At 63.4% G+C, this 13,941-nt stretch carries 9 protein-coding genes; 2 read left to right on the top strand and 7 right to left on the bottom strand.

From position 1 onward, the window contains the following. Window positions 1-16: 16 nt before the first annotated feature. From ISP20_RS02045 to ISP20_RS02035, 3 genes are all read right to left on the bottom strand, one after another. On the bottom strand, window positions 17-724 hold the full coding sequence (locus ISP20_RS02045) for a response regulator (RefSeq protein ID WP_204634387.1): 708 nt from the start codon (window positions 722-724) through the stop codon (window positions 17-19). Then, window positions 721-2,202 (bottom strand): DUF4118 domain-containing protein, encoded by a 1,482-nt coding sequence (locus tag ISP20_RS02040; protein WP_204634386.1) that lies wholly within the window; start codon window positions 2,200-2,202, stop codon window positions 721-723. The genes ISP20_RS02045 and ISP20_RS02040 overlap by 4 nt, the downstream gene beginning before the upstream one ends. A gap of 116 nt (window positions 2,203-2,318) precedes the next feature. Next, entirely contained in the window at window positions 2,319-3,116 is a 798-nt protein-coding gene (locus ISP20_RS02035) for a TOBE domain-containing protein (protein ID WP_204634385.1), read from the bottom strand. A gap of 276 nt (window positions 3,117-3,392) precedes the next feature. On the opposite strand from ISP20_RS02035, the gene ISP20_RS02030 reads away from it, so the two are divergent. Next, the gene (locus ISP20_RS02030; RefSeq protein WP_204634384.1) at window positions 3,393-5,852 is read left to right on the top strand and encodes a TonB-dependent receptor; all 2,460 of its coding nucleotides are present in this window, start codon (window positions 3,393-3,395) and stop codon (window positions 5,850-5,852) included. Between the two features lie 84 nt (window positions 5,853-5,936). On the opposite strand, the gene ISP20_RS02025 is transcribed toward ISP20_RS02030, so the two are convergent. Together ISP20_RS02025 and ISP20_RS02020 are read right to left on the bottom strand one after the other, a co-directional pair. Beyond that, window positions 5,937-6,773, bottom strand: a complete 837-nt coding sequence (locus ISP20_RS02025; protein WP_204634383.1) for a PhzF family phenazine biosynthesis protein — start codon at window positions 6,771-6,773, stop codon at window positions 5,937-5,939. A gap of 69 nt (window positions 6,774-6,842) precedes the next feature. Beyond that, window positions 6,843-8,507 carry a M28 family peptidase gene (locus ISP20_RS02020; RefSeq protein WP_204634382.1) on the bottom strand — a complete coding sequence of 555 codons (1,665 nt, stop codon included), beginning with the start codon at window positions 8,505-8,507 and terminating at the stop codon, window positions 6,843-6,845. Between the two features lie 270 nt (window positions 8,508-8,777). On the opposite strand from ISP20_RS02020, the gene ISP20_RS02015 reads away from it, so the two are divergent. Beyond that, window positions 8,778-10,280: a DUF1254 domain-containing protein gene (locus ISP20_RS02015; RefSeq protein ID WP_204634381.1), complete on the top strand. Its 1,503-nt coding sequence runs from the start codon at window positions 8,778-8,780 to the stop codon at window positions 10,278-10,280. A 48-nt stretch (window positions 10,281-10,328) separates the two neighbouring features. Here the strand turns inward: ISP20_RS02015 and ISP20_RS02010 are convergent, their stop codons facing one another. Further along, window positions 10,329-11,645, bottom strand: a complete 1,317-nt coding sequence (locus ISP20_RS02010; RefSeq protein ID WP_204634380.1) for a DUF1214 domain-containing protein — start codon at window positions 11,643-11,645, stop codon at window positions 10,329-10,331. A 111-nt stretch (window positions 11,646-11,756) separates the two neighbouring features. Next, complete coding sequence (locus ISP20_RS02005; RefSeq protein WP_204634379.1) at window positions 11,757-13,688, bottom strand: PAS domain S-box protein; 1,932 nt, start codon at window positions 13,686-13,688, stop codon at window positions 11,757-11,759. Between the last annotated feature and the right edge of the window lie 253 nt (window positions 13,689-13,941).

Genomic DNA, 13,941 nt, shown 5'->3' with positions numbered 1-13,941 from the left:
CGATATCAAGACGCCATCAAGACGACTCGACGATGCCGGCGAGGCGATAGCCCACCTGCAACTCGGTCACCAGGTGGCGGGGGCGCGCAGGCTGTTCCTCCAGTTTCTGCCGCAGGTTCGCCATGTACACGCGCACATAGTGCGAACGCGAGGCATGGCCGGGGCCCCACACATCGATCAACAACTGCCGATGCGTCAGCACTTTGCCCTGCCCGCGCACCAGCGTCGCCAACAGGCGAAACTCGATCGGCGTCAGGTGCACCGCTTCGCTACCGCGCGCCACTTCGTGGGTGGCGAGATTCACCTCGATATCGCCAAAGCGCACGATCGCGCTCGCCTGCCCGCGCGCACCGGCGAGGCTGGCGCGGCGCAGCTGGGCTCGAACCCGCGCCACCAGCTCCGGCACGCCAAAGGGTTTGACCAGGTAGTCGTCGGCACCCGATTCCAGTGCGGCCACTTTCTCCGCCTCGCTCTCGCGCGCAGACAACACGATGATCGGCGCCGACGACCAGCCACGCACATCGCGAATCACCGCCTTGCCATCGTCATCGGGGAGGCCGAGGTCGAGCACGATCAGGTCGGGCTGGCGACTGGCGGCATCGATGCGCGCCTGCAGCGCATCGCCGGCTTCGAATACCGTCATGTCCTCGCGTTCCAGCGCAAGGCGCAGAAAGCGGCGGATGTCGGTTTCGTCTTCCACCACCAGGATGCGTGGCTTGTTCATGCGGGATCTTCCAGATCGACGGCCGGCGGCTCGCCAGTAGCCAGGAGGATGTCGAAGCAGGCGCCGTGCGGCTCACGGCGCGAGGCCGAAATGCTGCCACCGTGTGCCTCGACGATGCGGCGCGACAGCGACAGCCCCAACCCCACGCCGGGTACGGCCGATTCGCGCGTCCCCCGCGCGAATTCGGCAAACAGCGCCTGGATGTCGATGCCAGGCGGAAAGCCCGGGCCGTCGTCTTCCACACGCAGGCGCAGCTTCGAGCCGGTGTGGCCGGCCCGGATATAGAGCGTGGCATCGCCGGGCGTGTACTTTGTCGCGTTGTCGAACAGGTTGACCAGCACGTGTTCGAACAAGGTGGCGTCCAGTTCCACCAAGGGAAGCTCGGCCGGGATGTCGACCACCACCTGCCGTGCACCCAGCGGCGTTGCCGCCAGCGCGGAGCCGACCAGTTCGTCCAGTGCATGCCATTGCAGATCCAGACGCACACCTTCGCTTTGCAGGCGTACAGCATCCAGCAGGTTCGTCACTTGCCGTTGCATGCGATCGGCCTGATTGACGATGGCTTGCGCCACCTCGCTTTCGCCCAACATGCCGGCCATGCCACGGATGGCCGTCAACGGCGTGCGCATGTCGTGCGATACGGCCGAAAGCAGCGCGTTGCGCAGACGCTCGCCTTCCACGTGCAACTGGGTTTCGTGCGCAACCTCGACGAAGTGCACGCGCTCGATGGCAAGCGCAAGCAACGACTGGAAGGCGCGCAACAGGCCTAGCTGCTCGGCATCCAGCGGCTGCGCCGCGCCGCGTTCGAGCATGAGCACACCGCGCGTGCGCAGAGGCGTCGTCAATGGCAGGTAGGTGGCGCTGTTCGCGGGCAACGTCTCGGTGCCACGCCCCGCCGGCAGTCCTTCTTCGAGCACCCACTGCGCGATGCCCGTATCGCCATGGCCAGACGACGGCATGCGTTCGTCCCTGCCGGGAAGCAGCAGGGTGACCTTGCCGTCGAGCAAGGGCCCGATGCGCGTGTCGCAGATGCGTGCAATGTCCTCGTCCTGCACGGCCACGGAGAGATCCGTGGCCACCGTCGCCAGGGCGTTCGCCCGTCGTTCGCCCGCCGCCGCTCCTACCGCCTCGGCGCGCAGGCGGGCAGCGAGCTGGCCGGTGATCAGCGCGACGACCAGCATCAGAAGAAACGTGAAGAGATATTGCGTGTCGGAGACGTGGAACGACCACACCGGCGGCACGAAGAAGAAATCGAAACTGGCCACGGCGACGACGGCAGCCAGAGCGCCTGCAGCCCGCCCCCAGCGCAGCGCCACCAGCATCACGGTGAGCAGGAACACCATCACCACGTTCGACAGATCGAACACCCGCAACAGCAAGGCGGCGATGCCGGTGGTGAAGGCGCAGGCTGCCACGGCGTAAACCAGCACCCGGTACTGGAACGGGCGCGACGGTATGTGTGCGGGATACGGGATCATCGCCCGTCATGATAGCGGCCCGCTGGTGGGCGCAGCTATCGCAATGAAGCTGCGCATGACCCCTTTGCCGAGGTCATCGCATCGCGCAGCGTCGACGCGCTCCCGCTCCTGCGATCCTAGTTATCGAACGTGCCCACGATGATGCTGGATGCCTTGACGATCGCGACAACGGATGTTCCTTCGCGCAACGCAAGGGAATCGAGGCTCGCGATGGTGATGATGGAAACGATGGCATTGCCGCCATCCAACTCGATGCCGACCTCCGCGTTGACGGTGCCGCGCTTCACCGACGACACCTTCCCTTTCAGCTGATTGCGCGCCGACAAGCGCATCGAGTCGTCGGGCAGGCCGATGATCACGGAGGATGCCTTGATCAGCACGAAGGCGTTCTTGCCGGGTGCGAGCCCCAGGCTCTGCGCACTCTCGTGCGTCACCGTGGCGACCAGGCGCTGCCCGCCCTGGATATCGAGCTGGATGACGTCGTTGACGGCGCCGGTTTCCACCGCAGAAACGGTACCCGCCAGTTGATTTCGCGCACTTGTCTTCATCGTGAAGCGCCTCACCAGGTCGATGTCGGAAAGCGGATCGTCGGCCACCGCCGTCAGGTGTTTGAGGAAACGTTTGTGGATGGCTTCCATGCGCTGGAACACATCGATAAGACGCTGTGCGCGCGGGGTCAACGTGGCGCTTCCGCCGCTGCGGCCACCCACCGCCCGCAGCACCAGCGGTTCGCCCGCCAGATTGTTCATCGCGTCGACGGCTTCCCAGGCCCCTTTGTAGCTCATGCCCACGTCACGTGCGGCGGCCGAGATGGAGCCCAGCTCGCCGATCTTCAGCAGCAAGGCAATGCGTTCGCGGCCGCCGAAGTTGCGTCCGTCGGATTCCAGTCCGAGCGTCCCCTTGATCGCTAGCATTTCGGGCTTGGCTCCTTCGTCATACCGGACATGTGCTCCCTGCGCTCGCTGCACCGGGACACATCGCCCTAGCCTACATCCCGCGAGCCGCCTAGAGCTTCGCCCCAGATAGCTGTCACGACAAGCACATGGGCGCGTCCAGCGGCCGCAAAAAGATGCCGCAAGAAGCTGCTGCCCGCCAAGTCCTCGCTATATAGTGCGCTACATAGCGGCAAGGCCAGGCCTCCCTCGCTATTGCCAAACCCACTGCAGTGTCGACCAAAGGACTCAACACCCATGCGTCGTGCACCCCTGTTTGCCGCCATCCTGGCGGGTTCTACCCTGTTGTCCGTCAACGCGCAGGCTTCGGATGCGCCAACACCCGCCGCCGACACGAGCGACGCCACCACGCTCGACAAAGTCACCGTCACCGCCCGCCAGCGCGAAGAGGAACTGCAGAAGGTTCCCGTGGCCGTGTCGGTGGTGAGCGGCGAATGGCTCGACCGCTCCTACACGGTCAATATCCAACAACTCAGCCTGCTGGTCCCCTCGCTCTATTACAACTCCGCGAATCCACGCAATACCGCTTACACGATTCGCGGGCTGGGCTCGAACACCTTGTCGGTCAGCGCGGCGAACGACGGCATCGAGCCGGGCGTGGGGTTCTATGTGGATGGGGTCTATCACGGCCGTCCGGCGACGGCGGCGTTCGACTTCACCGACATCGAACGCATCGAGGTGCTGCGCGGACCGCAGGGCACGCTGTTCGGCAAGAACACCACCGCGGGAGCGATCAACATCACCAGTCGCGAACCCACCTTCGTGCCGGAGGGAAGCGGCGAGCTGTCCGTCGGCGAGAACGGATTCGTGCAGGCAAAGGCGAATGTCTCTGGCCCGCTCAGCGAGCAGGTCGCGGGCCGTTTCGCCGCACAGTTCACCGAACGCGATGGCGTATTGCACAACGTCACCACCGGCAAGGACGTCAACGGACTGGACAACTACGCCCTGCGCGGGCAGCTGCTGTACAAGCCGGCCGACGAGGTCAACGTGCGGCTGATTGCCGATGTCTCCAACCTGGATTCCGACTGCTGCACGCAGAACTACCTGCGCGTCGGCTCCAGCCTGAAAAGTGCGGCGCGACAATTCGAAGGACTCTCCGCCAACCTGCCCAGCCATGGCTTTCCGGTCTATGCGCCGCCAAGCCGCAACGTCTACGACCGCCTTACCGACATCGATGCGCCCTTGCACATCGATACGCAGGATGGCGGCGTGTCGCTCAACGCGGATTGGAACGTGGGCGCGGTGACGCTGACCTCGATTACCGCCTGGCGCTATTGGAAGTGGGATGTCGCCAACGATCGCGACTACATTGGCCTGCCGATCCAGACGGTGCAGCGCATACCGTCCCGGCAGGATCAGTACAGCCAGGAGTTCCGCGTGGCCTCGAACGGCGACGGACCTTTCAGCTACGTCGGCGGCCTGTACTTCTATACGCAGGAGATCAATGGCAAGCCGATCAGTGTCTATGGTCCGGCCGCCACTTATTGGCTGGTGAGCACGACGAATTTCCCGCGCATGCCGGACAATCTCGCGGACGGCTACGGCCAATACGGCAACTCGCATTTCGAGATGAAGAGTTATGCGGCCTTCGGCGAGGCCAATTACCGCATCACCGACCGCCTGACCGCGACATTGGGTCTGCGCTACACCTACGAAGACAAGAACGGCGACTATTCGACCACCGTGTCGGGCGGCTTGCCGACCACGCCGGGCTCGTTGCAGGACAACGCCAAGCTCTCGCTGTTCCGGCCGCAAAGCTACTCGGCGGCCGATAGCGGCGGCAACGTATCCGGTCGCACCAACCTGGCCTATCAGTTCACCGACACGCTGATGGCTTATGTGAGTTATGCACGCGGTTACAAATCCGGCGGCCTCAACATGTCCGGCCTGCCGCTGGATGCGGCGAACAATCCGGCGCTGGCAACCGCCGTGATCAAGGACGAAACCAACAAGACCTGGGAAGCCGGCCTGAAATCCGCATGGTGGGACGGTCGCGCCACCTTGAACCTGGCCGCCTATCGGACCGTGGTCGACAACTACCAGGCCAATATCACCTCCAGCGTCGAGACGGCAGCGCTGCGCACCTATCCGGCCAATATTCCCGAAGTCACCGTCAAAGGCCTGGAGGCGGATTTCGCCGCCCAGGTGTTCTCCGGATTCACCCTGCATGCGTCGCTCGCCTATGCCGATGGCGAATACTCGGACTATCCGCTGGGACCGTGCCCGCTCGAATGGCAGAACCCGAACGCCGCCGGCGGCTGCCAGCCGTTCAAGGCGCCGGCCTCGTTGGCCAACAAGACCTCCAATCCTCGTGGCAACCCGAATGTTCCGGGCGCCTATGTGCTCACCGGCCTTCCCTTGGCGGGCCTGTCCAAATGGGCGGGGAGCCTGGGCGTGGATTACGAACTGCCATGGCGCAGCGGCGCATTTCTCTTCCACCTCGACTCGAGTGCGCGCAGCGGCTACAACAGCGATACCAGCAATTCGATCTACACGAGAATCGCGGGCTACGGCGTCACCAATGCCAGTGTGGGCTTCCGCTTCAACGACCACTGGGAGGCAGACGTTTTCGCGCGCAACGTGTTCGACAGCAATTACATCACCGCCCTCACCATCCAGACGGGAAATTCCGGCCTGATCCTGGGACAACCCAGCGATCCCCGCATGGTGGGAGTGACGGTGCGAGCCAACTTCTAGGGGCGCGAGCCGCGCCCGGGAACTGCCGAAGCGATGGATGCCGGAAGCTCCTTCCGGGCCGGCGAGCTTCCGGCGCCAACGTCATCAACGCAGCAACACTTTGCCGATCAGGTAGGTGGTTGCCTGGCCGCCGATCAGCACGCGATCGCCCGCCAGCTGGCAGCGCAGGTCGCCGCCGCGTTCGGACACCTGGCGCGCCAGCATCTTGGTCTTGTCGAGCTTTTCGGCCCAGTAGGGGATGAGCATGCTGTGTGCCGAGCCGGTGACCGGATCTTCGGGTACGGCATCGCCAGGACTGAAGAAACGACTGACGAAGTCATAGTCCCCGTCCCCTCGCGCAGTCACACAGACCATTTTTTCCAGCGGCAGCATCGCGTTGATATCTGGCCGGACGGCCTCGACCTGCTGCTGCGATTCAAGCACCACCATGTAGTCGCGCGCCACGCGGACTTCCTTGCATTCGCCGATACCGAGTGCCTTGAGCAACAACGGCAGCGGGGCCGACGGCTCCGTTTCCCAGGCGGGAAAGTCCAACGTCAGCCATGCGCCTTCGCGCGTAACCGTCAAGGGCCCCACGAACCGCGTGGAAAATCGAATGGTACGGCGGGGGTCGCCGAGGTGTTCGAAAATGACGTGGGCGGTCGCGAGCGTTGCATGCCCGCAAAGATTTATCTCTCCCAGCGAGGTGAACCAGCGCAGCTCGAAACCTTCATCCGTGGGAACGAAGAAGGCCGTCTCCGACTGCTTGTGCTGCTTGGCCATCTTCAGCAGGATCTCATCCGGCAACCACTCGCTGAGTGGGCAGACTGCCGCCGTGTTCCCGCCGAACGTGGCGTTGGCAAAAGCATCCACCATGTAGAAGTCGATTGATTGCATTGCATCAGGCTCTGATGGTTGTGGGTGACGGCAGGACGGAGTCATGAGTGGGGTGGCATGAAACGCCTATATGTACCAGCTCAAGGATGGCAGGGTCGAGGCAATCCCGGCGGGTCAAGGCGAGCTGCAACGACTGGGGCCGGACGCGCTGGTTGCGTCGCTGCATGCCGCCTTCAGCACCGCATCGCGGGCCGCGCGAAACTCGTCATTGGCGAACCAGTTGGGCCAATCCCGTCCCTCGGCCAGTCGCAGGCCGATGCCGAAATACAAGTCCAGATCTTGCACGGCGCCTGACCAGTCCCAGTGGGGATCGTAGGCGTCGGAAGGCTGGTGGTAGCGGTGCGTGACATAGTCGTCCAGTTGCCGGCTGCCCCAGCCTGATGGCTTGCCGATGACGTCGATGCCATTTCCCAACACGACCACCGGCAAGCCGGCACGCGAAAAACTCAGCGTATCCGAGCGATAGCGCATGCCTGCCTCGGGCAAGGTGTCGGGGGTGACGGTTCTTCCCTGCGCGGCGGCTGCCTCGCGCACGGTGCGGGCCAGTTCGGTTTGGTCGGCAACGAGTGAGATGTCCCTGGTGGCACCGAGCATGTAACTGAGCGGATCGATGTCGATGTCGGCGACGGTATGCGCCAACGGATAGAGCGGATGCGTGGCGTAGTACTGCGAGCCCAGCAATCCGTACTCCTCGCCGGTCGTCGCCATGAAGATCACGGATCGACCCGCGCCTCCCTTTCGATGGAATGCGCGCGCCAGTTCGAGCAGCCCGGCTACTCCGCTCGCGTTGTCGATGGCGCCATTGCAAATGTCGTCGCCCTTGTCGTCGGGACGGCAGCGACCCAGGTGATCCCAATGAGCCGTGTAAAGGACGTATTCGTCGGGATGGGTCTTTCCGGGCAGGACGCCCACGACGTTGTTCGACATGCCCGTCCGCGCGTTGACCTTGAAATCGAACCTCGCCGCGATCCCCAGCGAACGCGCCCTGAAGCCCGGTGTCCCGGCAGCCTTTGTCAGCGAGTCAAGACGCTCGCCGGCCAGGGCGACCAGTTTCTCGGCGCCCGCGCGAGTGATCCACGCCTCCACCAGCAGCGGCTCGTTGCTGTGATCCAGTGAAACCCGGGGACCGCTCAAGCTCGAGGTGAGCACCGAAAACGGATAACCCGCCGCCGCATCGCTGTGCACGATGATCGCAGCGGCGGCGCCCTGGCGGGCCGCTTCTTCGTATTTATAGGTCCAGCGGCCGTAGTAGGTCATGGCCGCCCCACCGAAGGCACCCACGCCGAGAGGGTTTTGCCAGTCGGGATCGTTGACGAGGATCAACACGGTCTTACCGCGAACGTCCACACCCTCGTAGTCGTCCCAATGACGCTCCGGCGCATGGATGCCGTAGCCCACGAACAGGACGTCCGTCCCCGGCAGCGCCACCCGGGACAGGTTTCTTCGCGTGTTGAGCGTGATGTCCTTTCCGTAAGAGAACGCTACGGTCCGGGCGTTCCCGGTGACCTCAAACCGCGGGGTTGGATCGGCCAAGGTCTCCGTCTGCACCAGCGGCACGGCTTGAAGGAAGCTGCCATGCGCGCCTGGTTTGAGTCCGGCCGCGTGCATGGCAGCGCCGATATAGGCGATCGCTTTGTCTTCCCCCGCGCTAAGTGGTGCACGGCCTTCGAAGGCATCGCTGCTCAGGATGCGTGTGTCGCGCTTGAGCTGGTCGACCGAAAACGCGGGCGAGGCATCGCTCGCGCAAGCCGCGCTCATGCCGATCAGCATGCCCATCATCAGCAGTACGCCGGCGTTCCGATGAGTTGTGCAGCGGTAGTCTCTTGCCATCGCTTGTCCCGTTCCTTTGCCGTGCGGTCTGGACAGACCCGACCCGCCCGGCGTGATCCAGGCCACCGAAGCATGGACGATGGGCGGTGCGGAAACGTGACATCGCGGACACCCGGCGATCCCAGTAGAACTACTGAGGCGGGCTGGCGAGTTCTACCGATGCATCGATAAACGCTGCTGGCGCAAGCTACATGCCTCAATGCTGCCGAGGGGTGGATCATGACGCCGCGCATTCACGCTACGACCATGGCTGCTGCGCTGGTGACGCTCGCGGCCTGCGGACGTCCCGAGCCCACGGCGGCACCACCTCCTCCCGCGCCTCCGGCCGCCAGCTCCGCCGCCCCCGTGGCGCAAACCGTGCCCGGCCCGGTGGCGGGCACGCGGCTCACCGAAGCCTATGCCCGCTCGGTGGCTCGCAGTGTGTATGTGTGGGCGTGGCCGATGGTCAACGTGTACAACCGGCGCATCGGATTTGCGAACCTCAAGGAGCCCGGACGTCTCGGTGGCGTGCTGCCTGCTGCGCCACCCAATCGCCTGAGCATGCTCAACAACTATGTCGAGCCCAGCGAGCGTGAGGTCGCCTGTCCCAATCAGGACGTCGTCTACGGCGGGGGCCCTCTCGCGCTCGATGTCGAACCGGTGGTGGTGCAGGTTCCCGACTTCGGCGATCGATTCTGGGTCTATCAGATCGTCGACGTTCGCACCGACAGCTTTGTCGATCTGGGCAAGATGTATGGCACCAAGCCGGGCTTCTACCTGTTGGTCGGACCGGACTGGCATGGCACGGTGCCTGCTGGCATCACCAAGGTGTTTCGCGCGAACTCCAACACGGGCTTCGCCATACCGCGTGTCTTCATGGACGATACCGATGCCGACCGCGCGGCCGTACAACCGCTGGTGAGCCAGATCGACATGTACCCGCTGTCGCAGTTCGACGGCAAGATGAAGCAAACGGACTGGAGCAAGGCGCCGTCGTTGCCTGCACCACCGCCTGAGCCCGGTGGCGGCGAATCGCCCAAGGTCATTCCGGCAAAGTTCTTCGATGAATTGGCGGCGATCTTGAAGGACGCCCAGCCGTTGCCGGGCGAACAGGCGATCTATGCCCAGGCCGAAGCGCTGCTTGCGGCGGCCAAAGCCGACCCCGCCATCCGCGCGGCCATCGACGACGAAGCCGCCAAGGCGGAGCAAGCGATCATCACTCCGCTCCTGCAGTTCCACAACTTCGGCATACCGCTGCCGCACGAGTGGACCACGGTGAGAAACGGCGCCATGTTCGGCACCGACTACTACACCCGCACCGCGGTGGCGCGATCCAACATCTTCGTGAACAAGCCGAACGAGGCTACCTACTTCTACCAGGATCTGGACGACGCCGGCACGCGCCTCAACGGCAGCAAGCGATACACCGTCACGTTCGCTGAAGGCGAGCCGCCGGTGAAGGGATTCTGGTCATTGACCCTGTACGACGCGCAGCACTTCTTCGTGCCCAACCCGATCAAGCGCTTCTCGCTCGGCACCAAGAACAAGGATCTGAAGCTCAATGCGGATGGCAGCCTGACGCTTTATATCCAGGCCGATGAACCCACCGATGCCAACCAGCGCGCCAATTGGTTGCCGTCGCCCAAGGGCAAGGACTTCTCCCTCTACATTCGCACCTACTGGCCCGATACCAGCGTGCTCAACGGACAGTGGACGCCGCCGCCGGTCAAGGCCGGAAGCTAGCCCGTTCCCGGCCCGCAGCCTGCGCTGCGGGCCGCACCGCCACCGGCCTCACCGCTCTTTCAAGGCCGGCGGGAAATAACTGCGGTCCGCGACGGCGCCCTTGGGTCGATAAAAGCGGAAGGTGAGGCTGTAGCCCGTTCCCTTCGGCGTCGGGATCCAGTTGCTCTCGGGCGCGCCGTTCGGCGTGGCACCGAAGTACAAGGTCAACGAGCCGTCCTTGTCGAACTTCAACGGCGAGAAGTTGCTCAACAGATAACGCTTCTGCGGATTGGGCAAGACCCGGCGATGGACGGAATCGACGGCGATCACCGACCAGAAGTACGTGGCAAACAACGTTGGCATTTGATCCTTCTCGAAGCGCAGCGCATACGAATGGTCGCCGTTGAGCGGCTTGCCGGAAGGACCCACAAAGGCCTTGTAGTAGATCACCTCTTCATAGCTGTTGGCCCAGATGCCGCCAAGATTGACCAGGGTGCGCAGCAGCCAGTTGTTGCCATAGACGCCGATCGTCGTAGGCAGTGCCCAACCATCCTTCACGGTGCCATCGCCGAGTGTCGGCGAGGCCTTGTAGATCGCGGGAATCGCCTGCTGCTGGATCACCTGGGCGACATGCTGACGCGCCGCAGGGTCCTCGATTGCCTTGGCCACGGCGCGCGTGCTCGCCTGCAGCTTGTCCATGCCCGGATTGGTGTCCGCCGCGCTATCCAACGCCGCGGTCGCCGACTCGAACGCTTCGACACCAGGCAACTTCTCGATGTCGAACCTCACCGTCTTCGGTACCTCGGGCAAAGCCGGGTGACCGCTGGCGCGGATGTTGAACTTCTTCTGCAGCGCGACGGCTTCGTCGGGGTTGGCGCCAAGTTCCACGCGAGAAAGCACACGCAGCGCCTTGGCGGACACATTCACGCGCTGAGTCGCTGCCGGCAGCTGGACCTGGGCGCCGTCCAGGCAAACCGCGAACTCGCCATCCGGGTGCTGCGGATACACGCGTTCGTTGATGTTGGCCAGGGTCTCGCCCCAACCATTGAGGAACTGCACGGTGTAGTACCGGCCCTTCACCTTGGGCACCGTCACCAGTGCGCAGCTCTTCTCATCGATGGCGACCCACGCCTCCGAATAAGCAACATCGAGATTGGGATTGGGCCAGTCCACCTCGCCTACCTTGCGGTGAACGAGCTGATTCCACTGGAAGCCGTTGGCGAAATCCGCCTGTTCCTGGTTGAGCACCAGCAGTCGGCTGAGCAGATAGATATAGCTGTCGCTGACGTCCTTGTCGGTGGGCAACGGCGTCGCCGCCTGCGCGTAGGCTGTTGCGGCAACGGATGCCAGCAGGATCAGGCTCAAGGACCGCGGATGAGCATTCATGATCGATCTCCCATGGCGCAGCCGACAGCGTGCACCTTCGGGACCGGTCATTTCGTCGGCAAAGTTACCGCTTGCCGCCAGGTACTTTTACTTAGCCACCGCCTGCGACGGTCACGCCTGGCTACCATCGTGCGCATGACTCGCCTTGCGGATGGCCGCCATCAGATCCGCGCGTCCGAACGGCTTGGGCAGACGCACCAGATCGAACGCGGCGCCCGAGGGAAGTTCCGCATAGCCCGATGCCAGGATCACCGGCAAGTTCGGCATGCGCGCTCTTACCTCATCGACCAGCTCGAGCCCATTCATGTTCGGCATGGCGTAGTCCGTGATCATCAGATCGATGTCCGATTGATGCTCAAGGGCGCACAGCGCATCGTGCGCGGAATGTGCTTCGATCGTCCGATGACCGATGTCGTCGAGTACGGCGACCATGGTCATGGCAATGAGCGGGTCGTCGTCGACCACGAGTATGGTGTGCGTGTCTTCGCGCATGGCCACTTCTACCTGCAGCGCGTCCTTCTTTTCGGGTTCGATCTGGGTTTCGGCGACAGGCAGCCAGATCTCGGCGGTGGTGCTTTGCCCTGAGGCACTCTTCAGCAGGAGCCTTCCGCCGGATTGCTCAGCCAGGCCATGCACCATGGACAGGCCCAGCCCCGTGCCCTTGCCCACGCCCTTGGTGGTGAAGAACGGTTCCATGGCACGATCGAGCGTCTCCTGATCCATGCCGTGCCCATTGTCGGTCACGGAAAGAGCGACATACTTCCCCGGCGCCAGCCCCGTGCGATGCACTGGCTGCGCAATCACTTCGCTCTTGCCTGCAATCACGATATGCCCGTCTTCGTCGATGGCGTCCCGCGCGTTGGTCACCAGGTTGAGCAAGGCCAGTTCGAGCTGGTTGCTGTCCATCATGATCGGCGGCAGCGTGATCGGAAATGCCGTGTCGATGACGATCGTGGGCCCGGCGGAACGCTGAAGCAGCGAGCCGATGCCGTTGACCAGCGCCTTGGGATCCACCGGGGTCGGGCGAAGTTCCTGCTTGCGCGCAAAGGCCAGCATGCGTTTGGTCAGCGCCGCGCCGCGCCTGGCACCGGAAAGCGCATTGGCCACCAGGTTGAGCGCCGAAGGGTCGTGCGCCACCTTCGCTTCGAGCAATTCCAGGCTGCCGATGACGGCCATGAGCAGGTTGTTGAAGTCGTGGGCCACGCCGCCGGTGAGCTGGCCAATGGCTTCGAGCTTCTGCGACTGAAACAGCGCTTCGCGCGCTTCCGCCAGTGCGATGTCGGCATTGCGTCGCGCCGTGATGTCGCGTGTCACCTTGGCAAAGCCGATGTGCCGGCCCGACTCGTCGTCGATCCGGTCGATGATGGCGTGGGCCCAGAAGGAGGAGCCATCCTTGCGTATGCGCAAGCCCTCGCTCTCGAAGCGGCCGGTTTCGGCGGCGATGGCCAGGTAGCGCTGCGGCTCGCCTTTGGCGCGATCGTCCGGGGTGAAGAAGGTGGCCAGGTGCTTGCCGATGATCTCGTCGCGCGTGTAACCCTTGATGCGCGCGGCACCGGTATTCCAGCTGGTGATGAAGCCGCCGGTGTCGAGCATGTAGATGGCGCAGTCGCCCACGCCCTGCACCAGCAGGCGAAACTGCTCCTCGCTGCGCCGCAGGCTCTCCCTGGCTTCCTTGCGTTCGGTCAGGTCGCGCGTGACGCAGGCATAGCCGATGACGTGCGCATCGTCGCCGGCGATCAGGTCCATCACCACGTTGGCCCAGTAGTGGGAACCATCCTTCTTTCGGCGCCAGCCTTCGACTTCGACGCTGCCGTGGCGGCGAATGCTTTCCAGCGTCTGCTCAGGAACGCCGGCCGCCTGGTCTTCTTCGGTGTAGAAACAACTGAAGTGTTGCCCGAGCGCTTCGCTCTCGGCATAACCGGTGTTGCGTTCGCAGCCATGGTTCCAGCTATCGACCATGCCATTGGCGTCCAGCAGATAGATTGCGTAGTCCACGACCGAACTCACCAGGAGCTCGTACTTGTTATTCTCGGTCGCAGCCACGTTGAACCACCTCTTCGCTAATCAATCAGCATGCTCACCCTGCGTTCGTGTACGACCCGTCAAACACAGGTTGCACGGAATGCCGGCTTTGGCTTCGTACAGGTTGCGACTTCTCGAGCCCTTCCCTTTTTCTGTGATCCTGTATTTTTGTTCAATCATGAACAAAATATTTGACGCGCAGCGGGTCGACTAATATTATCCAATTCTGGACAAAATTAGGCGCTCCGTAACGAAAGTGCCTTCTTCACGCAGG

Source organism: Dyella kyungheensis (assembly GCF_016905005.1).
GTDB classification, from domain to species: domain Bacteria; phylum Pseudomonadota; class Gammaproteobacteria; order Xanthomonadales; family Rhodanobacteraceae; genus Dyella; species Dyella kyungheensis.
The sequence above is the reverse complement of the archived record's forward strand: the minus strand, read 5'-3'. Positions and strand labels throughout refer to the sequence as shown.

Coding starts and splice junctions, on each gene's coding strand:
- ISP20_RS02045 (WP_204634387.1), bottom strand. CDS start 724: ATGAACAAGCCACGCATCCTGGTGGTGGAAGACGAAACCGACATCCGC.
- ISP20_RS02040 (WP_204634386.1), bottom strand. CDS start 2,202: ATGATCCCGTATCCCGCACACATACCGTCGCGCCCGTTCCAGTACCGG.
- ISP20_RS02035 (WP_204634385.1), bottom strand. CDS start 3,116: ATGCTAGCGATCAAGGGGACGCTCGGACTGGAATCCGACGGACGCAAC.
- ISP20_RS02030 (WP_204634384.1), top strand. CDS start 3,393: ATGCGTCGTGCACCCCTGTTTGCCGCCATCCTGGCGGGTTCTACCCTG.
- ISP20_RS02025 (WP_204634383.1), bottom strand. CDS start 6,773: ATGACTCCGTCCTGCCGTCACCCACAACCATCAGAGCCTGATGCAATG.
- ISP20_RS02020 (WP_204634382.1), bottom strand. CDS start 8,507: ATGATGGGCATGCTGATCGGCATGAGCGCGGCTTGCGCGAGCGATGCC.
- ISP20_RS02015 (WP_204634381.1), top strand. CDS start 8,778: ATGACGCCGCGCATTCACGCTACGACCATGGCTGCTGCGCTGGTGACG.
- ISP20_RS02010 (WP_204634380.1), bottom strand. CDS start 11,645: ATGAATGCTCATCCGCGGTCCTTGAGCCTGATCCTGCTGGCATCCGTT.